The organism is Amycolatopsis sp. NPDC051373, from assembly GCF_040689465.1.
GTDB lineage: Bacteria > Actinomycetota > Actinomycetes > Mycobacteriales > Pseudonocardiaceae > Amycolatopsis.
On the sequence record NZ_JBFBAE010000003.1, the window covers coordinates 153,482 to 178,924 of the forward strand.

Annotated in this window: 25 protein-coding genes; 8 read left to right on the forward strand and 17 right to left on the reverse strand. The window is 71.1% G+C overall.

The features are described from left to right. Positions 1 to 558 precede the first annotated feature (558 nt). Together AB0383_RS06730 and AB0383_RS06735 are read left to right on the forward strand one after the other, a co-directional pair. Complete coding sequence (locus AB0383_RS06730) at positions 559 to 987, forward strand: DUF485 domain-containing protein (protein ID WP_364174673.1); 429 nt, start codon at positions 559 to 561, stop codon at positions 985 to 987. Further along, positions 984 to 2,582: a cation acetate symporter gene (locus AB0383_RS06735; RefSeq protein ID WP_364174676.1), complete on the forward strand. Its 1,599-nt coding sequence runs from the start codon at positions 984 to 986 to the stop codon at positions 2,580 to 2,582. The genes AB0383_RS06730 and AB0383_RS06735 overlap by 4 nt, the downstream gene beginning before the upstream one ends. 127 nt (positions 2,583 to 2,709) lie before the next feature. On the opposite strand, the gene AB0383_RS06740 is transcribed toward AB0383_RS06735, so the two are convergent. Together AB0383_RS06740 and AB0383_RS06745 are read right to left on the reverse strand one after the other, a co-directional pair. Continuing rightward, positions 2,710 to 2,940, reverse strand: a complete 231-nt coding sequence (locus tag AB0383_RS06740; RefSeq protein WP_366185674.1) for a hypothetical protein — start codon at positions 2,938 to 2,940, stop codon at positions 2,710 to 2,712. Positions 2,941 to 2,981: 41 nt separating this feature from the next. After that, a complete protein-coding gene (locus AB0383_RS06745) occupies positions 2,982 to 3,545 on the reverse strand; it encodes a helix-turn-helix domain-containing protein (protein ID WP_364174681.1) in 564 nt (187 codons plus the stop codon). A gap of 147 nt (positions 3,546 to 3,692) precedes the next feature. On the opposite strand from AB0383_RS06745, the gene AB0383_RS06750 reads away from it, so the two are divergent. Beyond that, on the forward strand, positions 3,693 to 5,135 hold the full coding sequence (locus tag AB0383_RS06750) for an MFS transporter (RefSeq protein ID WP_366185677.1): 1,443 nt from the start codon (positions 3,693 to 3,695) through the stop codon (positions 5,133 to 5,135). A gap of 11 nt (positions 5,136 to 5,146) precedes the next feature. Here AB0383_RS06750 and AB0383_RS06755 read toward each other — a convergent pair whose 3' ends face one another. The 5 genes from AB0383_RS06755 to AB0383_RS06775 all read right to left on the reverse strand — a co-directional run bounded on the left by AB0383_RS06755 (position 5,147) and on the right by AB0383_RS06775 (position 8,083). Beyond that, the gene (locus tag AB0383_RS06755; RefSeq protein WP_366185679.1) at positions 5,147 to 5,497 is read right to left on the reverse strand and encodes a DUF3817 domain-containing protein; all 351 of its coding nucleotides are present in this window, start codon (positions 5,495 to 5,497) and stop codon (positions 5,147 to 5,149) included. A 29-nt stretch (positions 5,498 to 5,526) separates the two neighbouring features. Next, positions 5,527 to 5,937 carry a hypothetical protein gene (locus tag AB0383_RS06760; RefSeq protein WP_285969096.1) on the reverse strand — a complete coding sequence of 137 codons (411 nt, stop codon included), beginning with the start codon at positions 5,935 to 5,937 and terminating at the stop codon, positions 5,527 to 5,529. 145 nt (positions 5,938 to 6,082) lie between these two features. Next, positions 6,083 to 6,886 carry a lytic murein transglycosylase gene (locus AB0383_RS06765; protein WP_366185997.1) on the reverse strand — a complete coding sequence of 268 codons (804 nt, stop codon included), beginning with the start codon at positions 6,884 to 6,886 and terminating at the stop codon, positions 6,083 to 6,085. 228 nt (positions 6,887 to 7,114) lie between these two features. Continuing rightward, positions 7,115 to 7,597, reverse strand: a complete 483-nt coding sequence (locus AB0383_RS06770; protein ID WP_220238195.1) for a helix-turn-helix transcriptional regulator — start codon at positions 7,595 to 7,597, stop codon at positions 7,115 to 7,117. A 318-nt stretch (positions 7,598 to 7,915) separates the two neighbouring features. Then, on the reverse strand, positions 7,916 to 8,083 hold the full coding sequence (locus AB0383_RS06775) for a hypothetical protein (protein ID WP_220238194.1): 168 nt from the start codon (positions 8,081 to 8,083) through the stop codon (positions 7,916 to 7,918). A gap of 165 nt (positions 8,084 to 8,248) precedes the next feature. On the opposite strand from AB0383_RS06775, the gene AB0383_RS06780 reads away from it, so the two are divergent. Then, the gene (locus tag AB0383_RS06780) at positions 8,249 to 8,767 is read left to right on the forward strand and encodes a GNAT family protein (RefSeq protein WP_364174689.1); all 519 of its coding nucleotides are present in this window, start codon (positions 8,249 to 8,251) and stop codon (positions 8,765 to 8,767) included. A 76-nt stretch (positions 8,768 to 8,843) separates the two neighbouring features. Here the strand turns inward: AB0383_RS06780 and AB0383_RS06785 are convergent, their stop codons facing one another. Both AB0383_RS06785 and AB0383_RS06790 read right to left on the reverse strand, forming a co-directional pair. Beyond that, on the reverse strand, positions 8,844 to 9,980 hold the full coding sequence (locus AB0383_RS06785) for a CaiB/BaiF CoA-transferase family protein (RefSeq protein WP_364174692.1): 1,137 nt from the start codon (positions 9,978 to 9,980) through the stop codon (positions 8,844 to 8,846). Positions 9,981 to 10,011: 31 nt separating this feature from the next. Then, positions 10,012 to 11,163 (reverse strand): acyl-CoA dehydrogenase family protein, encoded by a 1,152-nt coding sequence (locus AB0383_RS06790; RefSeq protein ID WP_366185999.1) that lies wholly within the window; start codon positions 11,161 to 11,163, stop codon positions 10,012 to 10,014. Positions 11,164 to 11,262: 99 nt separating this feature from the next. Between AB0383_RS06790 and AB0383_RS06795 the strand changes: the two genes are divergently transcribed. The 3 genes from AB0383_RS06795 (at position 11,263) to AB0383_RS06805 (ending at position 14,469) form a co-directional block, all read left to right on the forward strand. Next, positions 11,263 to 11,868, forward strand: coding sequence for a TetR/AcrR family transcriptional regulator (locus AB0383_RS06795; RefSeq protein ID WP_364174694.1), 606 nt, complete (start codon positions 11,263 to 11,265; stop codon positions 11,866 to 11,868). 123 nt (positions 11,869 to 11,991) lie between these two features. Further along, on the forward strand, positions 11,992 to 12,774 hold the full coding sequence (locus AB0383_RS06800) for a DUF4064 domain-containing protein (protein ID WP_366185683.1): 783 nt from the start codon (positions 11,992 to 11,994) through the stop codon (positions 12,772 to 12,774). Positions 12,775 to 12,855: 81 nt separating this feature from the next. Beyond that, on the forward strand, positions 12,856 to 14,469 hold the full coding sequence (locus AB0383_RS06805; RefSeq protein WP_366185685.1) for a succinic semialdehyde dehydrogenase: 1,614 nt from the start codon (positions 12,856 to 12,858) through the stop codon (positions 14,467 to 14,469). Here AB0383_RS06805 and AB0383_RS06810 read toward each other — a convergent pair whose 3' ends face one another. The 7 genes from AB0383_RS06810 to pyk all read right to left on the reverse strand — a co-directional run bounded on the left by AB0383_RS06810 (position 14,470) and on the right by pyk (position 23,342). Then, positions 14,470 to 15,411 (reverse strand): amidohydrolase family protein, encoded by a 942-nt coding sequence (locus tag AB0383_RS06810; RefSeq protein ID WP_366185687.1) that lies wholly within the window; start codon positions 15,409 to 15,411, stop codon positions 14,470 to 14,472. It lies immediately after the preceding gene. Positions 15,412 to 15,882: 471 nt separating this feature from the next. Then, positions 15,883 to 18,903, reverse strand: a complete 3,021-nt coding sequence (locus tag AB0383_RS06815) for an AAA family ATPase (RefSeq protein ID WP_366185689.1) — start codon at positions 18,901 to 18,903, stop codon at positions 15,883 to 15,885. Between the two features lie 71 nt (positions 18,904 to 18,974). Further along, positions 18,975 to 19,184, reverse strand: coding sequence for a hypothetical protein (locus tag AB0383_RS06820; RefSeq protein WP_366185691.1), 210 nt, complete (start codon positions 19,182 to 19,184; stop codon positions 18,975 to 18,977). Between the two features lie 172 nt (positions 19,185 to 19,356). Then, positions 19,357 to 19,566, reverse strand: a complete 210-nt coding sequence (locus AB0383_RS06825) for a DUF397 domain-containing protein (RefSeq protein ID WP_326837871.1) — start codon at positions 19,564 to 19,566, stop codon at positions 19,357 to 19,359. A 13-nt stretch (positions 19,567 to 19,579) separates the two neighbouring features. Further along, positions 19,580 to 20,482: a helix-turn-helix transcriptional regulator gene (locus AB0383_RS06830; RefSeq protein ID WP_364174708.1), complete on the reverse strand. Its 903-nt coding sequence runs from the start codon at positions 20,480 to 20,482 to the stop codon at positions 19,580 to 19,582. Positions 20,483 to 20,984: 502 nt separating this feature from the next. After that, positions 20,985 to 21,881 (reverse strand): acyl-CoA thioesterase II, encoded by an 897-nt coding sequence (locus tag AB0383_RS06835; RefSeq protein ID WP_364174711.1) that lies wholly within the window; start codon positions 21,879 to 21,881, stop codon positions 20,985 to 20,987. A 36-nt stretch (positions 21,882 to 21,917) separates the two neighbouring features. Continuing rightward, positions 21,918 to 23,342, reverse strand: a complete 1,425-nt coding sequence (gene pyk / locus AB0383_RS06840) for a pyruvate kinase (protein ID WP_354873730.1) — start codon at positions 23,340 to 23,342, stop codon at positions 21,918 to 21,920. 100 nt (positions 23,343 to 23,442) lie between these two features. On the opposite strand from pyk, the gene AB0383_RS06845 reads away from it, so the two are divergent. Continuing rightward, positions 23,443 to 24,558, forward strand: a complete 1,116-nt coding sequence (locus tag AB0383_RS06845) for a hypothetical protein (RefSeq protein ID WP_366185695.1) — start codon at positions 23,443 to 23,445, stop codon at positions 24,556 to 24,558. Between the two features lie 173 nt (positions 24,559 to 24,731). Here the strand turns inward: AB0383_RS06845 and AB0383_RS06850 are convergent, their stop codons facing one another. Further along, entirely contained in the window at positions 24,732 to 25,397 is a 666-nt protein-coding gene (locus tag AB0383_RS06850; RefSeq protein ID WP_364174717.1) for a DUF2461 domain-containing protein, read from the reverse strand. Positions 25,398 to 25,443: the final 46 nt, after the last annotated feature.

Genomic DNA, 25,443 nt, shown 5'->3' on the forward strand with positions numbered 1-25,443 from the left:
ACGGCGTCCGGCCGTCACCCGATCAGCCCACGCAGGGTAGTCGAATCCCTCAGAGGATCTACGCTCCGTGCCCCCATCGGGTGGGCCACCCCCAAAGATGAACCCGATGTTGTGGTCTGGCAGCAACTCGCCGCCCGACCCGGTGATTTCTTTCGCGATCGGTCACTGGCCAGCGAATCCTCGCCCCGACCCCACCGGAGGGACGCCGGACCGGGGCGCCGGCCCCGCACTTTGACTACCCCGTGTCACGGTATTCGTCCGATCATTGTTCGCAACTCAACCATTTGCCGCAGCGTTCCTCAGCTGCGACAACGTGGCGTGACATACGCTCTCACTATTACGAGTGATCTGTTCGTGATCTTCATTGACGGTGTCGTTTTCGCACATTTCCAGCCGGAAAACGAATTCCGGAGACCCTTCCGGAGAACCGGCTTTTTCTCGGGCGAGACGCCGTCGTTACTATGGCCGCCTCCCAGTCCGCAAGGGCAGACCGGGTGCCACTCGAACGAGGGGCCCCGACCCGGCCACCGCCACGGACGCAAGTTGCCGGAGGCAGCCATGCACAACGTCGCGAACACCCCCGCGGCGAGCACCCCGCTCGAGGAGACCGGACAGCTGCCGGCCATGTTCGCCCGCGAGGGCGTGGAGCCGGCGCCGTCGACCCGGCGCGGTCCCGACTACGACCTCATCCAGCGCAGCCCCGAGTTCACCGCGCTGCGCCGGCGGTTCCGCAGATTCGTGTTCCCGATGAGCGCCGGCTTCTTCGTCTGGTACCTGACCTACGTGGTGCTGGCCGCGTACGCGAACGACTTCATGAGCACCCGCGTGTTCGGGCTCGTCAACGTGGGCATGCTGCTCGGCCTCGCGCAGTTCGCAACCACGGCGCTGATCACGCTCCTCTACGTCCGGTTCGCGAACCGAGAGGTGGACCCGCGGGTCGCCGAGCTGAGGGAACGGGCCGCCGTGACGGAAGGAACCCGCCAGTGACCACCACCGAGCTCGCCGAGAGCGTGCCGGCGAGCAACCCGCTCGTGAACACCGGGGTGTTCGCACTGTTCGTCGCGATCACCCTGTTCGTCGTGTACCGCGCGGGCAACCGCGGCAAGAAGACCACCGCCGACTACTACGCGGCCGACAGCGCCTTCACCGGGCGGCAGAACGGCATCGCGCTCTCGGGCGACTTCCTGTCCGCCGCATCGTTTCTGGGCATCGCGGGCGCCATCGCGATCCACGGCTACGACGGGTTCCTGTACTCCATCGGCTTCCTGGTCGCGTGGCTGGTCGACTTGCTGCTGATCGCCGAACTACTGCGCAACACCGGCCGCTTCACGATGGGCGACGTGCTGAGCTTCCGGATGAAGCAGCGCCCGGTACGCGCGGCGTCGGCCACGTCGACGCTCGTGATCTCGTTCTTCTACATGCTCGCGCAGATGGCGGGCGCCGGCGGTCTCGTCGCGCTGCTGCTCGACGTGCACTCGCGGCTCGGCCAGGCGCTGGTCATCGGGGTGGTCGGCCTCGTGATGGTCGTCTACGTCCTCGTCGGCGGCATGAAGGGCACCACCTGGGTGCAGATCATCAAGGCGAGCATCCTGCTCGTGGCCGCGACGCTGATCACCGTGTTCCTGCTGGGCAAGTACGGCTTCAACTTCTCCAACTTGCTCACCGCGGCCACCGACCGCAGCCCGATGGGCACGCAGCTGCTCGAGCCCGGCGGCTCGTATGGGGGCAGCGGCACCACACGCCTGGACTTCGTGTCGCTGTCGCTCGCGCTCGTGCTCGGGGTCGCGTCGCTGCCTCACGTGCTGATGCGCTTCTACACCGTGCCCAACTCGCGCGAGGCTCGCCGCTCGGTGGTCTGGGCCACCGTCTGCATGTTCGTGTTCTACCTGTGCACGCTGGTGATCGGCTTCGGCGCCGCGGCGCTCGTGGGCAGCGACGAGATCAAGGCCGCGCCCGGCGGCGAGAACTCCGCGGCCCCGCTGCTGGCCCTGCACATCGGCGGCACGCTGCTGCTGGGCATCGTCTCGGCCGTCGCGTTCGCCACGATCCTCGCCGTGGTGGCGGGCCTGACGATCACCGCGTCCGCCTCGTTCGCCCACGACGTCTACGCGAACATCTTCAAGCGCGGCAAGGCCGAACCGGCCGACGAGGTCCGCGTCGCGCGCCTGACCGCCCTGGTCGTCGGCGTGATGGCGATCCTCGGCGGCATTCTCGCCAACGGCCAGAACATCGCGTTCCTCGTGGCCCTCGCCCTGGCGGTCGCCGCGTCGGCCAACCTGTCGACGCTGCTGTACTCGCTGTTCTGGAAACGGTTCAACACCACGGGCACGCTGTGGAGCATCTACGGCGGCCTCGCCGCGTGCCTGATCCTGGTGCTGTTCTCCCCGGTCGTGTCCGGCGCCGCCGACTCGATCTTCAAGAGCGTGGACTTCCACTGGTTCCCGCTCAAGAACCCGGGCCTGGTCTCGATCCCGTTCTCGTTCCTGTGCGGCTTCATCGGCACGATGGTCGGCCGCTCGAAGGCGGACGAGGCCAAGCACGCCGAGATGGAGGTCCGGTCCTTGACCGGCATCGGGTCTTGACGGACTCGCAGCGGTGAGAGGGGGCGGGCCCTGGATGGGGCTCGCCCCTTTTTCTTGTTGGGACGACTCGGGTTTCAGACCGGCAGCGTGCGCAGCCGACACTTCCGGACACGCTCGGCCGGGCCGATCACGAGGACCTGGCCGGTCGGCACCGCCACCTCGACGGCTGCGAACGCGGCTGCCGCGCCGCATGGCTCTCGCCGCCCGGCCGGCGGAAGTGGTCGTCGACGAGCGGGAACTCCGAGAGCGTGGTGCGGGCGAGGTTGCCGAAGCCGGCCACCACGGGCACGCCGAACGCGGCGAGCTTCTCCTGCGGCCGCGGCACTTCCGGCCGGCCGGCACCGTCCACGGTGAACATCGACCCACGCAGACAAGGCAAGCCGGACACCGGCGCGAAGCTCACCCGCGCAGGCCGTCCATCATCACCTTCATCAAGCGGGCCGCGTCCTCCTCCGAAGCGTTCTTCGCGGCCGTGCCGATGCCGTGGCCGAGGCGCAGGACGTCGGTGCCCGAGACGTCGGCTCGGACGTCACCGGTGGCCTGGGCCGCGGCGACCAGGTCCCCGCACGCGGTGCGCAGGCGGGTCTGGCACCAGAGGAACGTCTCCGAGCCCGAGTCGATCGACGCCTTGAGCAGGGCAGCCAGGCCGTGGCGCTCGATGACGTACGCGACCTGCTCCCCCAGCCACGCCTGAAGCGCCTCCCACGGCGGCAGCTCTGCGGTGAGCACGGCGGCGCGCGAGGCGAGCTGGTCGATCTCGTCGCGGTAGACGGCTTCCATCAGCTTCTCGCGCGTCGGGAAGTGGCGGTAGAGCGTGCCGGCGCCGACGCCGGCGCGCTTGGCGATGTCGTCGAGCGGGACGTCGACGCCGTGTTCCGCGAAGGCGTCCTTCGCGGTCGCGACGATGCGGTCGTAGTTCCGCTTGGCGTCCGCTCGCATCGGCCGCGCTGCCTCCGCCGTCATCCACGCACCTCCTCGCACCCGGCTCCCCGGAAACGGAGAGATTCTCCGAATTCCCTTGCGGAACCGGAGACACTCTCCATATTATCGCGGACGCAACCAAGTGGAGAGTTTCTCCACTTACTTCGTCCCTCTCTGGGGAGTCCTCCTTTGACCGAGTTGACCGAGCGAACCTCGTCGACCGAGCCTAGGCCGAGACACCGGACCGCCGCGTCCGGGCTCGTCCTCGCCATCGTGCTGACCTGCCAGCTCATGCTGATGCTCGACGCCACGGTGATGAACGTGGCGCTGCCCCGCATCCAGTCCGACCTGGGCTTTTCCGCCACCGGCCTGTCGTGGGTGATGACCTCCTACAGCCTCGTGTTCGGCGGCCTGCTGCTGCTCGGCGGACGCGCCGGCGACCTGTTCGGCCGCCGCCGGATGTTCGTGCTGGGCACGGCCGTGTTCACGCTCGCGTCGCTGGCCGGTGGGCTGAGCACGTCGGCCGGGTTCCTGATCGCCGCGCGCGTGGCCCAAGGCGTCGGCGCCGCGATGGCGGGGCCAAGCACGATCGCGCTGATCACCACCACGTTCACCGAGGCCAAGGCCCGCGTGCGCGCGCTTTCGCTGTTCTCCGCCGTCGCCAGCGGCGGGTTCGCGATCGGCCTGATCGTGGGCGGCCTGCTGACCGAGTGGATCTCGTGGCGGGCCACGCTGTTCATCAACGTCCCGTTCGGGCTGGCCATCGCCGTGCTCGCGCCGCGCTTCGTGCCCGCGCCGCCGCGCCGGGCCGCGCACCTCGACGTGCCCGGGGCCGTGCTCGGCACCTTCGGCGTCGCTTCGCTCGTGCTGGCGTTCACCCACGCCGCGTCCGACGGCTGGGGCGCGCCACTCACGCTGGCGGCGCTGGCGGCCGGGGTGGTACTGCTGATCGCCTTCGTGCTCCTGGAGCAGCGCGTGGCCCATCCGCTGGTCCCGCTGTGGCTGTTCGCCGAACGCAACCGCGCAGCCGCTTACGCCAGCTTCTTCCTCGGGCCGATGGCGATGATGTCGATGTTCTTCTTCCTGACGCAGTTCCTGCAGGACGTGCGCCACTTCGCCGCGCTGGCCACCGGGTTCGCGTTCCTGCCGATGGCCGCGTCGATCTTCACGCTCAGCCGGCTCATGCCGCGCCTGCTCGCACGCTTCGGGCCGAAGCCGCCGGCCGTGACGGGCACGGTGCTGATGGTCTCCGGCGTCGCCTGGCTGTCGATGCTGACGCCGGACAGCGGGTACGTCGCTTCACTGCTCGGGCCGCTGCTGCTGATGGGCGTCGGCGGCGGGCTGGCGTTCTCGCCGCTCAACGTGATCATCATGTCCACCGTGCCCGCCGACGACGCGGGGGCCGCGGGCGGCGTGCTGCAGACCATGCAGCAGGTCGGCAGCACGCTCGGCCTCGGGATCCTGGTGACGGTGTTCGGCGCGGCGACGCGTTCGGCCGCGGCTTCGGGAGCAACCGGGACGCCGTTGCTGGTCGACGGGATGACGGCCGCGTTCCTCGCGGCGAGCGGGCTGGCCGCCCTCACCGTCGGGGTCGCCTTGACCTTCCGACGGGGGAAGGCCGTGACGGCGTAGAAGATGCCGGCTTAGAAGATGTCCTTGCCCGCATGCACCCGGTGCGTCACGCGGCGTTCGACGATGAACGAGACGAACGGGACGCAGCCCGCGAGCAGCACGAGGATCGTGCTCTTGATCGACCAGCGGGCCTTGATCGCGAGGTCGATGCTGCAGGCCAGGTAGATCATGTAGAGGACGCCGTGGATCGGCGAGTACACGGCGGCGGGCGTGGCGTTGCCGAAGCCGTACTCGATCACCATCGTCGCGCACAGCACGAGCAGGCCGACACCGGTGGTCCACGCGGTGGCGCGGAACCGCACCAGGGCTCCGTTCAGTCGCGCCGGGCGGGTCTGAGCCGCACCGTCGGTGCTCGTGGTCATGGGTTCGTCCTCACTTCCGAGGTGGTGGTTCAGGCCTGCTGGTCGCGGGCGTTGAGCTCGCGCAGGTAGCGGTTGTACGCGGCGAGCTCGTCGTCCTCTTCGGCCACGGGCCGGGGCGCCGGGGGACGCGCGGGCGTCGAGACTCTTGGCGCGGGCACGGTGACCGCGGCCTGCTCGGCCTGGGCCTCGGCGCTCTCGCCCTGAGTCTCTTCCCGTTCGCGCAGCTTCTTGATCCGCCAGAACATGAACGCGGGGAACAGTCCGAACAGCGGCCACTGCAGCACGTAGCCGAGGTTCTGGAACGTGCCGTTGGCGGAGGTGAACCGGTCCCACTGCCACCACGCCAGCCCGCAGCACAGCAGCAGGCTCACCACGCACGTCGCGGCGATCAGGAGCCTGCGCCCGAGCGGGGACACGGCCGGGCCGGAGTTCACTGCCACGGCCCTGACGCTAGCACTGGGAACCGGGGCCGAAGCTGAGAGGCGGGCCCGCACGTGGTCCGCCTCTCAGCCGGTGACCTCGCGGTTCGCACGGATTTCACACCAGCGGGAATTCGGGCCGGGCCGGATTTCGGACGAACGGGTCTCAGCCGGCCCGCACGACCTTCGCCGACTGCGCGTACCCGTCGGCGAGGCCGAAGACCTTCTGCGCGTATTCCGTGGAGTTGTTGTACGACAGGATCCCCGACCACCAACCCGACGGCGTGGCCATGTCGCGCCCGCCCGCGCACAGGTAGCGCCCGGCGGCCAGCGCGGCGTCGTCGATCTGCTGCGGGTCGCCGAGACCGTCGCCGTTGCCGTCGGCCGCCCACTTGCGCCAGGTGCTGGGGATGAACTGCATCGGGCCCACGGCCCGGTCGGCCACGGCGTCGCCGTCGAAGCGGCCGCCGTCGGTGTCACTGATGGCGCGCACGCCCGACGAACCGTCGAGCGGGACGCCGATGATCGGCTTGGACGGGCGGCCGTCCGCACCGAGCACGGCACCGCCGTACTGGCCGTGGTTCGACTCGATGCGGCCGATGCCGGCGAGCGTGGCCCACGAGATGCGGCAGCCCGGGTCGGCCGAGCGCATCGCGAGCTCGGCATTGCCGTACGCGCGCAGCGCCCGCGCGGGCACCCCGGTGACGGCGGCGACCTTCTTGGCCCAGTCGTCGAGCGGGTCGGCGGTGGAGTGCACCGACTGCGGGGTGGTCTGCTGGTCGGCACCACCCGCGACGACGGCGCTGACGGGAGCGATCGAGCCCGGCCGCACGTCGGCCGCCTTCACGCTCAACGCGGGGATGTCCGTGGTGGTCGGGCTCGCGACCGGCGCCGACGCCCGCGTGATGAGCCACGTGCCGCCACCCGCCACCGCGAGGACCACCAGAACCACCGCGAGCCGCACCGCCACGGCCGCGCCCCCTCGGGCACGGCGTCGCGCAGGTGCGCCCGCGGGGGCGGCCTCGGTCTGGGTCTCGGCAGCGGTCTCGCCGTCGACGTTTCCGGTGAGGGGCACGAACTCCGGTCCTCCAGCGTGGCGGTCGGTCGATCAGACAACGAGCCCGCGCAGGTTAGCGTTACGGACGAGTTCGGATCGCTGCCGCCACGCCGGTTCACCCGGCCGTGTCGAGAGGGTGGTTCAGGCGGACTTCTGCTGCCGCGCGAGACGCGCGACGCACCAGGCCGGGGCGCTGCCACGACGAAGGTGCTGGAGCACGGTCATCGGGCCCAGCCGGCGGCTGAGGTCCGAGGGCCGCAGGCCCGCCGCGCGGTAGTCGAGGGCCCGCTGGTCGAGCGGGCTGATGCCGGCGTCCCACCACAATTCGGCCTCGGCGACGTCGCCGACCATCTGCCACCATCCGGCGGCGGCCACGAGCAGCTCGTCCGGGACCTCGGGCAGCCGGACTCGCATGGCGTCGAGGTAACCGGGGTCCGCGGCGTCGACCTGCGCCCAGCGCGAGGGACCGGATCGCGCGCGCTGACCGGGGATGCCGGGCGGAGCCTGAGGCGCGTCGGCCAGCCAGGCGGACGTGATGCGGTTGACCTCCTGCTCCTCGGCGGTCTGCTCGCGCTCCGCGGCCCACTGCCGGATCAACGCGTCCACTCCGGGATCTCCGGTCATCCCTGCCTCCTCATTGGTCCCCGACGGGCCGGCCCTGACGCCTGCCCCGTTGCGCGTCCACGACTTGCACCCAATGCGCGTGACCGAGCGGAAAAACCCCCGCTGTGACCCGGCTCCCGGGGGACCGGAGAACCGGCTGATCACGCAATGTGAGCACCGTAGGGCCGGGCCTGCTTTCTGCGCCATACCCCAGGCCCCTCAAATTCCTTGACCAGGCCCTTTTAGGGGGCAATCCACCCGGATGGTCGAGCGATCAGCCCGGATCCCGGGATCACGTCACTCTGGGTAATTACCGGCGGGTAACGAGGCGTGCGGTGATCACGCGAACAGGGTCTGGAAGAACGTGATGATGGCCTCGGCGCCGTCGCGCAGCCAGCCGAGCACCTGGTGCACGAGGTTGGCCGACTGGGTGGGCTGGGTGATCAAGAAGAACAGCACGAGGACGACCACCCCGATGACCACGATCTTCTTCACGCCGCCTGACATGGCACCATCCAATCCGCTCCCCCGGGAGTCCAGGGCTCACTCTAGTGACGAGGTGCCATCACGGCCCGCTCGGCAATCGCTCAGCGGGACGCGTGTCACGACCGGGTGACCACTTTTCCGAACGAGTGAGGCCGGTCCTGCTGGACCGCCCACTAGGCTGCCGCGATGAACGACGTGGTTCTCCGCCCGGTGCTCGACGCCGACCTCGACCTCCTCGAGGCCCTCACCAACGACCCGGCCACCGCGGGCGAGTTCCAGTGGTTCGGCTGGCACGACGCCGGCTACCTCCGCCGCCGCTGGCGCGACGGCAGCATCATCACCACCGAAGGCGGCCTGCTGATCCCCAGCCTTGACGGCGCCCTCCTCGGGTTGCTGTCCTGGCACCGCTCCCGCTCCGGCCCCAGCTCCTACTGCTGGAACGTGGGCCTCGTCCTGCGCCCCGAAGCCCGCGGCCACGGCCACGGCACCGAGGCCCAGCGCCTGCTGGCGGAGTACCTGTTCGCGCACACGCAGCTCAACCGCGTCGAGGCCACGACCGACGTGGCCAACCGGGCCGAACAGCGGTCCCTCGAAAAGGCCGGCTTCACGCGCGAGGGCGTGTTGCGCGGGTACACCTTCCGGGACGGTGCTTGGCGGGACAGTGCGGTGTATTCAGTGGTGCGGGCGGATCTCGAGCAGCGCTGAGCCGCGGCCTCGCGCCGGCTGAGGGTGCGTGCGTGGCCCCGTGGCGGGGCCGGTTCTCGAGTAAGGCGGAAACCCGTCAGGCGATGGCGCCCGCCGTGCGTAAGGCGGCCACGTCGGCGGCGGACAGGCCGAGGTCCGCCAACACGTCCGTCGTGTCCGTGCCCGCTTGGTGGGGCGCGTGGGGTGTCGAAGGCGGGGTGCGGTCGAAGCGCGGCGCCGGGGCGGGCTGGACGGTGCCGCCGATGTCGACGAAGGTGCCGCGCGCCGCGTTCTGCGGGTGGGCCGACGCTTCCCACGGCGAGAGCACCGGCGTCAGGCAGGCGTCGGTGCCTTCGGCGCGGGCGACGAGGTCGTCGCGGGTGTGCTTGCCGACGGCGTCGGCGATGAGCTCCCGCAGCTTCGGCCACTGCGTCTTGTCCAGGTGTGGCGGCGGGTCCGCCAGGCCGAGCACCTGCACCAGGTCGCCCCAGAAGCGCATCTCGATGGCGCCGATGGCGACGTACTTGCCGTCGGCGGTTTCGTAGGTGTCGTAGAACGGGGCGCCGCCGTCCAGCAGATTGTCGCCGCGGGCGCCGGACCAAGCGCCGGCGGCGCGGAGGCCGTGGAGGCTGGTGGTGAGCAGGGCGGCGCCCTCGACCATGGACGCGTCGACGACCTGGCCGCGGCCCGAGGACGTGCGCTCGTACAGCGCGGCGAGCACGCCCATCGCGAGCATCAGGCCGCCTCCGCCGAAGTCGCCGACGAGGTTCAGCGGTGGCACGGGCGCGGAGCCGGCGCGGCCGATGGGCTCGAGCGCGCCGGCGATGCCGACGTAGTTGATGTCGTGCCCGGCCGCCTGCGCGAGCGGACCGTCCTGGCCCCAGCCCGTCATGCGGCCGTAGACGAGCCGCGGGTTGCGCGCGTGGACCACCGAAGGCCCCAGCCCCATGCGTTCCGCGACGCCGGGCCGGAAACCTTCGATGAGCACGTCGGCCTGGTCGGCCAGCTTGAGCACCACCTCGACCCCCTCGAGCGTCTTGGTGTTGACGCCGAGCGAGCGCCGGCCGCGCGCCAGCGGGTCGTTCGGGATGCCGAGCACGTCGGCGCCCGGCGTCGCGCGGTCCACGCGCACGACGTCGGCGCCGAGGTCGGCGAGGATCATGCAGGCGAACGGCGCGGGCGCGAGCCCGGCCAGCTCCACCACCTTCAGCCCGCCCAGTGGTCCGGCTTTCACGGCGGAAAGTCCTTTCGTCGAGCCGAAAATCTCAGAGCGTGCGGGAGATGATCTCCTTCATGATCTCGCTGGTGCCGCCGAAGATCCGCGAAATCCGGACGTCGGCCCAAGCGCGCGCGATCGGGTACTCGGTCATGTAGCCGTAGCCGCCGAACAGCTGCACGCACTCGTCGACGACCTTGTTCACGCGCTCGGTCGTCCACAGCTTCGCCATCGCCGCGCCCTGCACGTCGAGCTCGCCCTTGAGGTGGCGTTCGATGCACTGGTCGAGGAACGCGCGTGACACCGCCGCCTCCGTCGCGGCCTCGGCGAGCTTGAACTTCGTGTTCTGGAAGCCGAAAATCGGCCGGCCGAACGCCGTGCGCTCCTTGGTGTAGTCGATCGTGAGGTTCACGGCCGCCTCGAGCCCGGCCACCGCGGTCACGGCGATGATGAGCCGCTCCTGCGGCAGCTGCAGCATCAGCTGGACGAAGCCCTGGCCCTCGGCGTCGCCGAGCAGGTTGGCGGCGGGCACGCGCACGTCGTCGAAGAACAGCTCCGCGGTGTCCTGGCCCTTGAGGCCCACCTTGTCGAGCACGCGGCCGCGGCGGAAGCCCGGCGTGTCGGTCTCGACCACTATCAGCGACACGCCCTGCGCGCCCGCGTCCGGGTCGGTCTTGCACGCGACCACCACGAGGTCGGCGTGGAAACCGTTGGTGATGAACGTCTTCGCGCCGTTGATCACGTAGTGGTCGCCCTCGCGCACCGCGCGGGTCTTGATGCTCTGCAGGTCGGACCCCGTGCCCGGCTCGGTCATCGCGATGGCGCCCACGAACTCGCCGCTGGCGAGCTTCGGCAGCCACTCGCGCTTGCGCTCCTCCGACGCGTACGACAGCAGGTAGTGCGCCACGATTCCGTTGTGGACGGTCACGCCCCACGCGTTGTCCCCGGACCGGGCCTGCTCCTCGTACAGCACGGCCTCGTGCGCGAAGGTGCCGCCGCCACCGCCGTACTCCTCGGGGATCGACAGGCACAGCAGCCCGACCTCACCCGCCTTGCGCCAGATCTCGCGGTCCATCTTCTTCTCCGCCGCGAACCGCTCCTGGTGCGGCACGATCTCCTTCTGCAGGAAGGACCGGCTCAGCTCCCTGAGGTCTTCGAGTTCGGTGGTGCTCCACGAGCTCTTCTGCATCTGCAACGGCACGGCGACGCCTCCTGCGAAGCTGGAAAACATTACGCGTGGAAGGTAAGTTCTGTTCGGAATGTACATCCGCGCAGTCCGGTACGTAAAGCGGGAGAGGCGATGACCGAGGTCAAGGCGCACCGCACCCAGGCGCAGCGCCGGGAGCAGACCCGCACTGCCCTGCTCGACGCGACCGTCGAGTGCCTGGTCGACATCGGGTACGCCCGCGCGTCGATGCAGGAGATCTGCGCCCGGGCGGGCGTGTCGAAAGGCGCGGTGCAGCACCACTTCGCCACGAAGGCCGAGCTGATGGCGGCCGCCGTCGAGCACCTCACCACGAAGCTGCGCACGCAGCTCGCGTCGTCGCTGGAAGGCCTGCCGGGTGGCGCCTCGGGCGTCGAGGCCGCGATCGACCTGCTGTGGGCGGGCTACTCGGGCACGCTCTCCACGGCCGTCACCGAGCTGTGGGTGGCCGCGCGCACCGATCCGGAGCTGCGGGCGGCGATCCGGCCCGTGGACCGGGCGCTGGGCCGCGCGACGCTGGCGCACGTGAGCCAGGTGGCGGGTGACCTGCCGAAAGAACGCGCGGAGACGCTGTTCTGGCTCACCGTGAACCTCACCCGCGGTCTCGCACTCGACGCCGAGCTGGGCGGCGACCCGAACCGGCGCCGCAAGCTGCTGCAGGAGTGGAAGCGGATCGCGGTGCTGATGTACTCGCAGCCCTGAGCCGATCCTGGGCCAGTCTGAGCCGATCCTGGGCCGACCGGTGGCAGGATCACGCCGCCCCTTAGCGCGACGGGGTTCTTCGTGGTGGAATCGCAGATGCCCTGAGCAGGCGAAGGAGCCACGATGACCAGCGCGCCGCAGTACCCGCCGCCACCCGTCGCCGAGCCGGGTGCGGTCTCGCGGCTGCTCGCCGGGATCCTCGGGGTGTTCTCGGCCGCTCTCACGGTGGCGGGCACGTTCCTGCCGGCGGCGGCGTCCAGCGTGACGGTGAACGGCCGGTTGCAGAGCTCGTTCTCCGTCAGCGCGTGGGCCCGGGACGTCGAAACGGCTCCACAGTCGGAGCAGGACCTGTTCGGGGTCAGCCACGTCGCGCGGTTCGGCATCCCGATCACGGTCGCCGCGGTGGTGCTGCTCATCGGCGCCGTGCTCGTGTTCACCCGCGCCCGCGCCGCCGCGCGAATCTTGCTGATCACCGGCAGCGCAGGCCTGGTCGCGGCGGTGTGGACCATGAGCATGGACGTGTCGGCCAGCCTCAGCTTCGAGCAACGGACCTCCGTCGTCGTCGCCCACTACACCACCGGCACCGGGTTCTGGGTGATGCTCGGCGGTGGTGTGATCGCGGTGCTGGTGCTGGCGCTCGCCGCGTTCGGCGGCGGCCGCTGGACCGCGCCGTGGACACCGCAGCCGTACTACTACAACCCGCCGGTGAACGACGAACCGGTGATCTACTCCCTCACCGACCCGGCACCCCCGCAGTCCTGGGCCGAGCCGCCCGCGCAAGGCGAGCTTTCACCGGAGTCCGAGCCCGCCGAGGAGTGGACTTCCCCGCCGTTCCCGCCGCACGACGTTCAGCCCGCGCCGGGCGTCGAGCCGCCGGGCAAGCACCGCGACGACACCGATACGTGAATCTGATTCAGATTTCCCGTTCGACCGCCGTACCGCCGGTATGCTGTACTCGTCGGTAACACCGGTCTGAACGGAGACGGCATGACCAGCACGACACCGGCGAACCTCAGCGGCGAGACGGCCCTGCCCGCGACGATCGGGGGTGTCGCAGGAGCGCCCACGGCGGCGCGCGCGGCCCGGCTCGTCGCGCGCGTGACCGGCGGTGCGGACTCCGCGCCGATCCGCATGACGGCGCCGTTCACGGGGCTGCCGATCACCACGATCCCCCAGGCCACCGACGCCGATGTGCGCGCGGCGTTCGCGACCGCGCGCACGGCCCAGCACGAGTGGGCGGCCCGGCCGGTCGCGCAGCGCCAGCGGTTCCTCGTGCGCCTGCACGACCTGATCCTCGCCCGCCAGGCCGAAGCCCTCGACCTCGTGCAGGTGGAGGCCGGCAAGGCGCGGCTCGACGCGTTCGACGAGGTGAGCGCGGCCGCGCTGGTGGCGGCCTACTACGGCAAGCACAGCGCGAAGATCCTGGCGCCGAAGCGTGCGGCCGGGGTGATCCCCGTGCTGACGAAGGCGGGCGAGCTGCGCCACCCCAAGGGTGTCGTCGGCATCATCTCGCCGTGGAACTACCCGGTGGCGCTCACCGCGATGGACGTGTTCCCGGCGCTCGCGGCGGGCAACGCGGTGGTGCAGAAGCCCGACAACCAGACGGCGCTTTCCGCGTTGTGGCTGCAGGAACTCGCGTCCGAAGCGGGGCTGCCGGACGGGCTGTGGCAGGTGGTGCTCGGCCGCGGCTCGCAGGTCGGCCCGGCGCTGCTCGAAGAGTGCGACTACCTCTGTTTCACCGGTTCCACGCCGACCGGCAAGGACCTGGCGACGCAGATCGCGGCCCGGCTCACCAGCTACTCGCTCGAGCTCGGCGGCAAGAACCCGATGATCGTGCTGCCGGACGCCGACGTCGCCAAGGCCGCGACGGGTGCGGTCACCGCGTGCTTCTCCTCCGCCGGGCAGCTGTGCGTCTCGGTGGAGCGGATCTACGTGCACGAAAGCGTCCGAGACGAGTTCACTCGCGCCTTCGTGGCGCGCACGGCGGCACTGAAGCTGGGCGGCGAGCTGGGCTTCGGCCCGCAGATGGGGTCGTTGACGTCGCCGAGCCAGCTCGAGACGGTGTCGGCGCACGTCGAGGACGCGCGGGCCAAAGGCGCGCGCGTGCTCACCGGCGGGCGCGCGCGGGCGGATCTCGGTCCGCTGTTCTACGAGCCGACCGTGCTCACCGACGTCACACCGGACATGGTGCCGTTCGCCCAGGAAACGTTCGGGCCCGTGGTGTCGATCTACGGCTACACCGACGTCACCGACGCCATCGAGCGCGCCAACGACACCGCCTTCGGCCTCAACGCCAGCGTCTGGTCGCGCAACGGCCGCGCCGGCTGGGAGGTCGCGGCCCGGCTGAAGGCCGGGACGGTGAACGTGAACGAGGGCTACGCGGCGACGTTCGGCAGCGTCGGCGTGCCGATGGGCGGGATGAAGGACTCCGGTGTCGGCCGCCGCAACGGCGCCGAGGGGCTGCTGAAGTACACGGAGGCGCAGTCGATCGCCGTGCAGCGCGGGCCGGTGCTGCGGCCGCCACGCCGGGTGCCGGGCGGGGTGTGGGCGCGGCTGATGACGTCGAGCATGAAGCTGTTGCGGCACCTGCCCTGGCGGTGATCAGCCGAGGCCGAGGAGCTCCACGGCCGTGCGGTCGAGGATCGCGGCGATGTCGTCCGAGGGCAGGCCGGAGCGTTCGACGTAGGTCACGGCCTCGGTGAACCCATCGCCCTTTTGGTACGGAAAGTCGGTGCCGAGCACCAGGCGGTCGGCGCCGAGCGTTTCGGCCGCGAGGCGCAGCGCCGGCACGTGGTTGTGCCCGACGGTGTCGTAGAAGATCCGGCGCGCGGCGAGGCTCGGCTTTTCCGGGGTTTCCGGTGCCTCCCAAGGGTTCTGGCGGTCGATGCGGGGCAGCAGCATCGGCAGCGCGCCGCCGAGGTGGGGCAGGATGATCTTCATGTTCGGGAACCGGCTCGGGATCCCGGCGACGATCAGGTGCAGCAAAGCGACGGTGTCCTCGATCGGCGCGCCGATCTGCCACGTGAGCTCCGGCCCGATCAGCGGCGATTCGGCGCCGACGCCGGCCGGGTGCACGAACAGAACACTGCCGCGGCGGTCGAGCTCTTCGTAGACGGGCAGGAACGCCGGGTCGCCGAGCGTGCGGCCCAGCACCGACGTGGTCACGGCGGCGCCCAGGAAACCCAGCTCGTCGAGCGCGCGGGTGAGCTCGCCGAGCGCCGCGCCGGTGTGCGGAAGCGGCAGGGAGGCGAACGCTTTGAACCGATGGGGGTGCTGCTGGACGAGCTCGGCGTAGTCGTCGTTGACGAACCGCGCCGCCGCCACGGCGGTCTTCTCATCTTCGAAGTGCGGCGGTGCGGGCGTGGTCGAGAGCACCTGCAGGTCGATGCCCGCCGTCGCCATCTGCTCGAACCGCGAATCGAGCTCCGCCGCGGTCGCCCCCGCGCCGAGCCGGCCCTGCGCGGTCGCCTTCTCGTTGCCCGAGCGGGCCAACAGGTCCAGGTACGCCTCGCTCCACAGGTGAGCGTGCACGTCGACGCGCATCCCCGGCTCCTCCCGACGTGGTTAGCATGCTATTTGATCACCAAGTCAACCACTGCCGAACAGGTTCGGCACGCGGCGGGTCCCGGCGCGGAGCCGGCGACCGACAACCGCACCGCAAACCGGCAAAACCGTCCGGGCGCAGTGGCGTCGGTCCTTCGTGGCCGGGGTCGTGAGCAGGCCGCATTCGGGACGGCCTCGTCATGGTGGGCGGCGCGAGAGCACCACGACCGACCACCCGCTTGCACGGCGCGGAGCTCGCCGCAGGCAACCACACGGTAAACCGGCAAAACCGTCCCGGGCGCAGCGAGCCAGCCCCCACTGCACACGCCCTCGGCAGGCCACGGTCGGGACAGCCCGGGCGCAACGGCCAGCACAGGACACCACAACCCGGGACAACCCACTCCCCAAGGCGCGGAGCTCGCCGCAGGCAACCACCGCGAACCGGCAAAACCGTCCCGGACGCAGCCGGCGTCAGTCCTTCGTGGCCGGAGTCGTGAGCAGGCCGCGGTCGTAGGCGATGGCGACGGCTTCGGCGCGGCGGCTGGCGCCCAGCTTGGCCATGACGCGGGAGAGGTGAACGGAGACCGTCTTCTCGCTGATGTAGAGCTCCTCCCCTACCTGGCGGTTGGTGCGGCCGAGCGCGACGCGTTCGAGGACGTCGCGTTCGCGGTCGGTGAGGGGGTTGGGGCGGGTGGGCGCGGCGACGGCCGGGGTGATGCCGGGCAGGTCGGTGCGGGCGCGGTGGGCCAGGTCGCGCGCGGCGTCGCGCAGGGGCAGCGCGCCGAGGGCGGACGCGACGGTGTGGGCGGACGTCAGGGCGTCTTCGGCGGGCAGGCCGTGGGCGAGCAGGGCCTGGGCTTCGAAGTAGCGGCACATGGCTTGCTCGTAGACCGCGCCGTAGTCGAAAGCCGTGGCGGCGGCGGACCACAGCGCCGGGTCGGCCGGGCCTTCGAGGCCGGAGGCGGCGGCTTCCAGGCGGGCGAGCCAGGCGTGGCCTTCGGGCCCGAGGGTGCCGGATCGCGGGCTGCCCTCGACGGCGGTGCGGCGGCCGTGTTCCAGCAGGCGGCGGCCGACGGACACCAGGTTCTCGGCGGTGCGCTGGTCGCCGTGCAGGCGGGCGTCGGCGGCGAGGGCGGCGACCGAGGTCAGGCCCAGCGCGACGATCCGGAGGCCGCCCAGCAGCCAGGGCTCGATCTTCTCCAACCACGCCACCAGTTCCTCGGTGACGCGCACGGCTTCGGTGTGATCGCCGCGCCAGGTCGCGAGCTCGATGGCCGCGTCGCCCGCCGAGAGGGCGATCTGGATGTCGGCCGCCCACTGCTGGCGCAGCCCGGGCAGGAGGCGCGCGGCGTCGTCGAACCGGCCGCGCGCGACGAGGAACAGCACCCAGTTGGCGAGGATCCGGGCGGCGACCGCGCTCGACACCCCGCGCGCCGCGCGCCCGGCCGCGTCCTCCGCGGGCCAGTCGCCGCTGAGGTAGCGCAGGTAGAGCTGCCGCGCGCGCAGCTCGAGCCCGAAGGAGCTCCACGTGAGCCCCGACTCCTCCGCGCGCGTCACGCCGTTGGCCGCGTGGGTGAGGGCTTCGGCCATCTCGGCCTGGTCGTCGTAGCTCAAGGCGAGGAAGTACAGGCCGCGCAGCTCGACGTTGAGGGCCTCGGCGTCGCGCGCTTTGCGAATGCCCTCGCGCAGCCGTTCCCGCGCGAGCGCCGCGTCGCCCGCCGAGTCGGCCAGCGTGCCCAGCGTGATGAGCCCCGACGCCTCGGCTCCGACCGCGCCTACGGCTCGCGCGTCGGACACCGACGTGAGCGCGTTGTCTAGGGCCTCGCCGGGCTGGTCGAGCAGCCGCAGGAACCCCGCGCGGGTGGCGAGCACCCACGCCCGCGTGGCGCTCGGCTCGCTGTCCTTCACCAGCTCCCACGCTCGGTCGACGGCCAGCGTCGCCTCGTCGAGCGTGCCTTCCAGCGCCAGCAGCGCTTCGGCCAGCCGGCGCCACACCTTGGCCGACCTCAGCGTCGGGGTGTCGGGCCCGAGCAGCTCCGTGGCCGAGCGCGCGAAGGCCGCCGCCCGCTCCGGCTCCCCCGACGTGCCCGCGAAGTACGAAGCCTCGTGAAGCAGCTTCAGCTCGTCGACGCCCTCGGGCCGGTCCGCGACGGCCACTGCGTCCCAGATGGACAGTGCCTGTTCGGCGTGCCGCAGGGCCGCCCCCGGTGCGCCCAGCTTCTCCGCCTCCGCCATCGCGCTCAGCAGCGCGGGCAGCGCCGTGACGAAATCGCGGCTTTCAAGGCTGTGGAACGCCAGCTTGGCGTCGTGCCCGCGCCCCTGCGGGATCGCGCGGATGCGGGCCGCGTACGCCGCGTGCGTGCGGTTGCGCTCCCCGGGCAGTAGATCCGCGTACACCGCTTCCTGCAGCAACGCATGGCGGAACACGTACGAGCCGTCCTCGATCACGAGCACGTGGTGCTGGACGGCCTCGCGCAGCGCCTCGTCGAGCTCCTGCTCGCCGATGGCCGCCACCTCCGCGAGCGCAGCGTGCGACACCGGTTCGTTGGCCACGGAGATCACCCGCAGCACGCGCCGCGTCTCCGCCGGGAAGCGTTCGAGCCGGGCGAGCAGCACCTCGGCGAGCCCTGCGGGCAGGTCCCGGCAGTCGGCGTCCGTGGCCAGCAGCTCTTCCACGAAGAACGGGTTGCCCTCCGACCGCGCGACGATGTCGGCCACCACGTCGGCCGGCAGCGGCTCGTCGGCCAGCGCCTCCACGAACGCCCGCGCTTCCGCGGGCCCGAACGGCGCCAGCGCGACCTGCTCCACCGTGGCCAGGCGCACCAGCTCCGAAAGCAGCCCGCGCAGCGGGTGGCGGCGGTGCACGTCTTCTTCGCGGTAGCTGCCCACGACCAGCAGCCGCTGCGCGCGCAACCTGCTGGCCAGGAAGGACAGCAGGTTGCGCGTCGTAGAGTCGGCCCAGTGCAGGTCCTCGAGCAGGATCACCACCGGCCGCGACTCGGCGACCTCGGTCAGCACCCCCAGTACCGCATCGAACAGCTGGAGCTGACCCAGGTCCTGTTCCGGTCGCGGCCGGCGCATGACCTCGCGCTCGCTGGCCGACACCTGGCCGTGTTCCCCCGGTCCCATCGGCTGGGGCTCCCCGCTCTGCGGCAGCAGCCGCGCGAGCGCCGGCCGCGACCGCACCGCGGCGGCGACCACCGGATCCCCCGACGAGCCCAGCGGCGCCAGCGCCTCCGCGAACGGCAGGTACGGCAGCCCGCCGTCGCGCACGTCGATGCAGCGGCCGGTGAGCACCAGCGCACCGTTCGCCGCGACGTGCTCACCGAGCGCGGTGAGCAGCCGGGTCTTGCCGACGCCCGCGTCGCCCGCGATCAGCACGGCGCCGGCCTCACGCCGCTCCGCGCGAGCGAAGGCGGCGCGAAGCCGCCGCATCTCGTGAGTGCGGGCGACCAGCGGGATTCCGGAGCCTAAGCGGGGCACGAGGAGCATTCTGTCCTACCCCACCGACAGTTCCGCCATGCTTTTCGCCGAGGGCGTGACACCCTCGGCGAACAGGTCGTTCACCGCGCCAGGTGATCGGCGCGGGAGGCCATCTGCGCGGCCGTGCGGCGTTCCTGCGCCGGCACGGTCACGCTGGTCACCCGGTGGGCCCGCAGCCACCGCACGACGCGGCTCTGCTTGGTCATCCGCGCGTCGCGCCCGGCCTTCCGCAGTTGCTCCTCGCGGTAGGCCACCTCGGCGCTCATCGCGTCCAGGAGCTGGTAACTCATCGCTTCTTCCCCATCCTCTGCGAGTGCCTTCTTCCGTGACACTCACAGTCGTCCTGAGGCGGGGCCGCCGGCATCGGGCGATCACCCCGTCCTGGACGCCAAACGACCCCTTACCCGAGGCGCCGACCGGCGAAGAGCAGGTCGGCGGGGTAAGGGGTCGCCGGATGGAACGTCAGTCGCGGGCCGGGCCGCCGGCGCGCACCGCCGCCAGCAGTCCCCGCCAACCCGAAGCGGGGAGGCGGAAAGCACCCCCTTCGGGGTCCTTCGAGTCGCGCACCGCGGCGTCGCCGCCGACGAACGCGATCTCGACGCAGTCGTTGCCGCCGCCGCTGTGGCTGCTCTTGCGCCAGGTGGCCCGGGAAAGATCCGCGTCCGGCATCATGTTCCCCACTTCCTCACTGTGTCCTCGGTTCCAGGTGGTGCACTGCAGCCGGCGCGGTTGACCGATCGGCGAACCGGCCGGCCGCCTCGGTGATCAAGTCGACCGAGTCGTCCGGTTTCAGTGCGGCAGCGCGCAGGTGGTCGAACATCAGCGCGTAGCGCCGGACGTCTTCGGGTTGTTCGAGGTACAGGCCGCTGGACGTGCTGTCGTCCACGTAGACGACGTCGGGGTCGGCCTGCTCGGGGAACCCCATGATGAGGAACGGGCCTTCCATGCCCGGGTGCGCGCCGGCTCCGAAGGGGACCACCTGGATGGTCACGTTGGGTTTCTCGGCGACCGAGGCCATGCGGTAGAGCTGCTCGGCCATCACCTCGGGGCTGTCGACCACGCGGTGCAGCACGGCCTCGTCGACCACCGCCCAGTACTCCGGCGGCGGCGTGTCGCTCAGCAGCTCCTGGCGCGCCATGCGCGCGGCCACGCGACGCCGGATCTCGGCGTCCTCGGCGTCGGGCCGCAGCGCTCTTATCACGGCGTGGGCGTAGCGCTCGGTCTGCAGCAGACCCGGCACGAGCAGCGCCTGGAACGCGCGCAGCGAGGTCGCGTCGGCCTCCAGGCCCACGAACGTGCCGGTGAACACCTCGTTGTACGCGTGCCACCAGCCGCGCTTGCGCGCCTCGCGGGCCAGCTGGACGAGCGCCTCCTGCTCGTCGCCGGTGATCCCGTAGAGCGCCAGCATGTCCCGGGCGTCGCGCGGGGTGACGCCGACGTGCCCGGTCTCGATGCGGCTCACCTTCGAGGCGGAGCACTCGAGCTTCTCGCCCACCTCGTCGATGGTGAAGTCGGCGGCTTCCCGGAGCCGCCTCAGCTCGCTCGCGAGCCTCCGGCGGCGAACGGTGGGTCCCTGGCCTCTCGCCACGACAGCACCTCCGGATCGTCTTACGCGATGCGCGCACCGTAGACCAACGCTGACCAACGCTGCCCGCACCGCATATCTAACCAGCCGTCCGACTAGTCAGTGGGGTATTAACACTGCGGAATTCCCGCCGCCACGGCGGGGCTCCGCCCTGCAATTTGCAGATTGCGCTTGTACTCTGACACCCGTGTGAACCGGAACCGGTCACGCCGCGCCGGTCGAGCCGGCCGCCATGATCGGTCCGGGTTCCTGAGCAGCGTAGACGACGACCAGCCGGAAACAGACACCGAGTGCGCGGGCGTTTCCGGCCGAAGGCGTCCGGGGCCGCCCCCCGACCGGTCCCGGGCACCTTCACCTTCGGTTGTCAGTTGTTGCCAGACCATCCGAGGCACACTCCGGCGATTACCCGGCTACGCATTTCGCATTTTCCGCCACCCGGAAGTGTGGTTGATTCCGCACACCTCACTCAGCGACACACTCTCAGTAGAACCGGCTGCGACCGTCCTCACAGGACGCGCAGCAGTCCCTCCTGGACGACCGTGGCGATGTGCGTGCCGTCCTGCGCGAAGAAGCGGCCCGTGGCCAGCCCGCGCGCGCCCGACGCGCTCGGCGAGGTGCTGTCGTAGAGGAACCACTCGTCGGCCCGGAAGGGCCGGTGGAACCACAGCGCGTGGTCCAGGCTCGCGCCGAGAACCTTGTCGACGTCCCAGTAAACGCCGTGGCGCGCGAGGATCGAGTCGAGCAGCGTCATGTCGGAGGCGTAGGTGAGCACGCAGACGTGCAGCAGCTGGTCGGCGGGCAGCGCGCCGTCGGCACGCATCCACACGCGGTTGCTCGCCGGCCGCTCGCCCGTGGCGCGCGTGATCCACGGCGGTTCGCCGACGTAGCGCACGTCGATGGGACGCGGGCGCTCGGTGAAGCGCAGGCCGAAGCCGGCTGTGCGTTCCTGGAACGTCGGCAGCGTTTCGGGGGCGGGCACGTCGGGCATCGGCTCGCCGTGCTCGAGGCCCTGCTCGTCCTTCTGGAACGAGGCGGACAGCGCGAAGATCGCCTTGCCGTGCTGGATGGCCGTGACGCGGCGGGTGGTGAACGAGCGGCCGTCACGGATGCGGTCCACCTCGTAGAGGATCGGCACGCTCGGGTCGCCGCCGCGGATGAAGTAGGCGTGCAGCGAGTGCACGCGCCGGTCCTCGGGCACAGTGCGCCCGGCCGCCACCAGGGCCTGCCCGGCGACCTGGCCGCCGAACACGCGGACCGGGGAGTGCGCGGGCGAAACCCCGCGGTAGAAGTCCTCCTCCACCTTCTCCAGGTCGAGGAGATCGACGAGCCGGTCGAGCACCGCCTGCCCGCCGCCGGCGGCCTCGTCGAGCCCGGCGGCGGCGGTCCTGGCGATATCGGTCATGCCCGAACCTTATTCGGTCGGCATAAACCTCGTCCCTTATGCGTGGTCGTCTTCACCGAGGCGGTGCACGTGGATCAGGTTCGTGGAGCCGACGGTCCCGGGCGGGGAGCCGGCCACGATCACCACGAGGTCGCCGCGCTGGTACTTGCCCATCTGCAGCATCGCGTGGTCGACCTGCTGGATCATCTGGTCGGTGGAGTCGACCCGCGGCACGATCGTGGTCACCGTGCCCCACGTCATCGACAGCTGGCTGCGCACGCAGTCCTCCGGCGTGAACGCCATCAGCGGCAGCCGCGTGTGCAGGCGGGCCAGGCGGCGCACGGTGTCACCGGACTGGGTGAACGCGACGAGCGCCTTGGCGTTGAGCCGCTCGCCGATGTCGCGGGCGGCATAGGAGATCACGCCGCGCTTGGTGCGCGGGACGTGCGTGAGCGGCGGGACGACCGGCGAGTCGGTCTCGACCGCCTCGACGATGCGGCCCATCGTCTGCACCGTCTCGATCGGGTAGCGCCCGACGCTGGTCTCGCCCGAGAGCATCACGGCGTCGGTGCCGTCGAGCACCGCGTTGGCCACGTCGGAGGCCTCGGCGCGGGTCGGCCGGGAGTTGTTGATCATCGACTCGAGCATCTGCGTCGCGACGATGACCGGCTTCGCGTTCTCGCGGCAGATCTGGATGGCGCGCTTCTGGACCAGCGGCACCTGCTCCAGCGGCAGCTCGACGCCGAGGTCACCGCGGGCGACCATCACCGCGTCGAAGGCCAGCACGATCGCCTCGAGGTTGTAGACGGCCTCGGGCTTCTCGATCTTCGCGACCACCGGCAGCCGGCCCTTGCCGACGCGGTCCATGACCTGGTGCACCAGGTCGATGTCGGCCGGCGAGCGCACGAAGGACAGCGCGATGAAGTCGACGCCCAGGTGCAGCGCGAACTCGAGGTCCTCGATGTCCTTCTCGCTCAGCGCCGGGACGGAGACGTCCATGCCCGGGAGCGAGACGCCCTTGTTGTTGCTGACGGGGCCGCCTTCGGTGACCTCGCAGACCACGTCCTGACCCTCGACGCCCGTGACCACGAGGCCGACCTTGCCGTCGTCCACCAGGAGGCGGTCGCCCGGCTTCGCGTCCTTCGCAAGGCCCTTGTAGGTGGTCGAGACGCGGTCGTGCGTGCCCACCACGTCCTCGACGGTGATGCGGACGACGTCGCCCGTGTGCCACTCGGCCGAGCCGCTGGCGAAGGTGCCCAGGCGGATCTTCGGACCCTGGAGGTCACCGAGAATGCCCACCGCCCGGCCACTCTCGGCCGCAGCGGCCCGGACCAGGTCGTAGACCTGCTTGTGGTCGCTGTGGCTTCCGTGGCTGAAGTTCATCCTCGCGACGTCCATTCCGGCGTCGACGAGTGCCCGCATCTTCTCCGGAGTGGAGGTCGCGGGACCCAGCGTACAAACGATCTTCGCGCGTCGGCTCACGTTCGATGACAGTAGTCGCTCATCCCTCTCACGTCTGTACCGATACCGAAAGTTCGGAGGAAGTGTTCAGAAACCATTCAGATGACTAACCTCCGTAAGTATGACGGCGGTTCGGCGGCTCGCGCTTGCGATCGCGGCGTTCGCCCTGGTCGGGGCGTGTTCCGCGCCGTCGCAGCCTCCGTGGCGGCTCGTTGACCTGCCCGTTTCCGGTACGCGCGTACTGGGATTCGTCCCGGCTTCATCGGGAATCGTCATGACCGGCTCGGTGCCGGGGCCCGCCGGACGGGCCCCCGCGGCGTGGTTCGGCGGTCCGGCGGGGGCGCCGTGGACGCCGGTGCCGGTCCACCCGGCGACGGGCTACGGGCGGCAGGCGGAGCTGACGCTGCCGGCCGCGGCGGGTTCCCGGCTGCTCGCGCTGGGCTCCGCGTACGGCGGCGCGCACGCCAACCCGCGCCCGACGATCTGGACGGGGTCGGTGGCCGAGGGGCTGACCGAGCACGAACAGCCGGTGGAGCTCCTCGGTGGCGAGCGCGCGGTGACCACATCCGGGTCCGCGGCCGGTCCGGCGGGGTACGTGCTGACGGGCCAGTGGGACCACCGGACCGGCGGCGTCGGCGCGTCGGTCTGGACCTCGGCGGACGGCGCTTCGTGGGCGTTGCGCGAGGACCCGGCGCTGCTCAGCACCACCGGCGACCAGACCCGCGCGCTGGCCGCGGCAGGCGGCGGGCCGGGTTATGTGGCCGTCGGCGACGCGCGGGCGGGGCTCTCCGTACGACCGGTGGCCTGGACGTCAGCCGACGGTTCGGCGTGGACGCGGGTTTCGCTGCCGTCCCCGGCCGGCTCGGCCTCGGTGTGGCGCGTGACGTGCTCGGCCTCGGACTGCGCCGCCGTCGGCGCGACCAGTGAACAGCGCCTGGCCTGCTGGCGTTCGGGTCCTTCGTGGACGGCGTCCGCCGGCGGCCCGGTGATTCCCGCGTCGCAACTGCTGGAGGTGACCGGCCTGACGCTCGACTCGTCGGGCCGGCTCGACGTGGCGGCGAAGGTCGACGGCCGGCTGCGGCTCTGGCGCGTCGGGCAACGGTGCGAGGACTTCGCGGAACTGCCGCTGCCCGAGGCGGCCCAGTCGCTGGCGTTGATCGCGGACGGCCCTGACCTGCTCCTGGCCACGACCACGGAATCGGGGAGCAAGGTCTGGTGTTACCCGCTCCCCCGCTGACTGGCCCCGGTGGCACGGCTGTTCGCTCGCGCACGGTTCGGCGGCCCCACGACCCGCCAACGCCGACAACTTCGGAGCAGGCAGCCCGACCTGAGATTATGCAGCCGCCCGCGCGTCAGGCAGGCGTTCTGCGCACTGCCGCTCCGGTCCTACAGCACGGTCTCCGCTCGGCCCTAGCGGCGCGGTTGCTCGCTCGGCCCGACGTGGTCGCGCGCCCACTCGTTGAAGGCGCGCAGCTGGCGCCAGGACTTGCGGACGCGGTCGAAGGCCTCGCGCTCGTGGAGGAAGTCGGCGGGTTCCCACGAGCGGGCGGCGTAGACGGAGCGGTAGCGCAGCAAGTCGAGGCGCGGGTGGTCCTCGGCGAAGCCGCGGGGACGGGACTTGAGGCGGTCGCCGTGGATGTCGAAGCCGGCGCGCTTCAGCTTGGCCAGGATCTGTTCCAGCACGGGGCCGTGCAGCTCGGTGTCGACGGCCGTGCGGAAGCGCGCGATCTGGTCGGACGCGAGGTGGAAGCAGCCGCCGCCCACGCGCAGGCCCGCGGGGCTCAGCTCGACGTAGTAGGCGCCGCCGCCGCGGCCCGCCTCGATGACGCCGCCGCAGTGCGTCTTGTACGGGGTCTTGTCCTTCGCGAAGCGCACGTCGCGGTAGGGCCGGAACACCTTGCCATCGCCGAAACCCTCGCCGAACTCCGGCTCCAGCTCCTTGAGCAGCGCCTCCATCGGCTCGCGCACGTCGGACTTGTAGGTCGCGACGTGTTCGTCCCAGTAGGACTTGGAGTTGTCGGCCTCGAGCCCGTCGTAGAAATCGACGGCGTACTCACCGAATCCCGTGAACTTCACGCCGAGCACGATAATCCGCGCCCCCGACAGTTTCTCCGCCGGACAC

Bases quoted from the DNA above. Each gene is read 5' to 3' on its own strand.
- AB0383_RS06800 (WP_366185683.1), top strand. From the start codon at position 11,992: ATGACCAGCGCGCCGCAGTACCCGCCGCCACCCGTCGCCGAGCCGGGT.
- AB0383_RS06795 (WP_364174694.1), top strand. From the start codon at position 11,263: ATGACCGAGGTCAAGGCGCACCGCACCCAGGCGCAGCGCCGGGAGCAG.
- AB0383_RS06810 (WP_366185687.1), bottom strand. From the start codon at position 15,411: ATGCGCGTCGACGTGCACGCTCACCTGTGGAGCGAGGCGTACCTGGAC.
- AB0383_RS06805 (WP_366185685.1), top strand. From the start codon at position 12,856: ATGACCAGCACGACACCGGCGAACCTCAGCGGCGAGACGGCCCTGCCC.
- AB0383_RS06770 (WP_220238195.1), bottom strand. From the start codon at position 7,597: ATGACCGGAGATCCCGGAGTGGACGCGTTGATCCGGCAGTGGGCCGCG.
- AB0383_RS06845 (WP_366185695.1), top strand. From the start codon at position 23,443: ATGACGGCGGTTCGGCGGCTCGCGCTTGCGATCGCGGCGTTCGCCCTG.
- AB0383_RS06820 (WP_366185691.1), bottom strand. From the start codon at position 19,184: ATGAGTTACCAGCTCCTGGACGCGATGAGCGCCGAGGTGGCCTACCGC.
- AB0383_RS06755 (WP_366185679.1), bottom strand. From the start codon at position 5,497: ATGACCACGAGCACCGACGGTGCGGCTCAGACCCGCCCGGCGCGACTG.
- AB0383_RS06835 (WP_364174711.1), bottom strand. From the start codon at position 21,881: ATGACCGATATCGCCAGGACCGCCGCCGCCGGGCTCGACGAGGCCGCC.
- AB0383_RS06730 (WP_364174673.1), top strand. From the start codon at position 559: ATGCACAACGTCGCGAACACCCCCGCGGCGAGCACCCCGCTCGAGGAG.
- AB0383_RS06745 (WP_364174681.1), bottom strand. From the start codon at position 3,545: ATGACGGCGGAGGCAGCGCGGCCGATGCGAGCGGACGCCAAGCGGAAC.
- AB0383_RS06740 (WP_366185674.1), bottom strand. From the start codon at position 2,940: ATGTTCACCGTGGACGGTGCCGGCCGGCCGGAAGTGCCGCGGCCGCAG.
- AB0383_RS06815 (WP_366185689.1), bottom strand. From the start codon at position 18,903: ATGCTCCTCGTGCCCCGCTTAGGCTCCGGAATCCCGCTGGTCGCCCGC.
- AB0383_RS06780 (WP_364174689.1), top strand. From the start codon at position 8,249: ATGAACGACGTGGTTCTCCGCCCGGTGCTCGACGCCGACCTCGACCTC.
- AB0383_RS06825 (WP_326837871.1), bottom strand. From the start codon at position 19,566: ATGATGCCGGACGCGGATCTTTCCCGGGCCACCTGGCGCAAGAGCAGC.
- AB0383_RS06775 (WP_220238194.1), bottom strand. From the start codon at position 8,083: ATGTCAGGCGGCGTGAAGAAGATCGTGGTCATCGGGGTGGTCGTCCTC.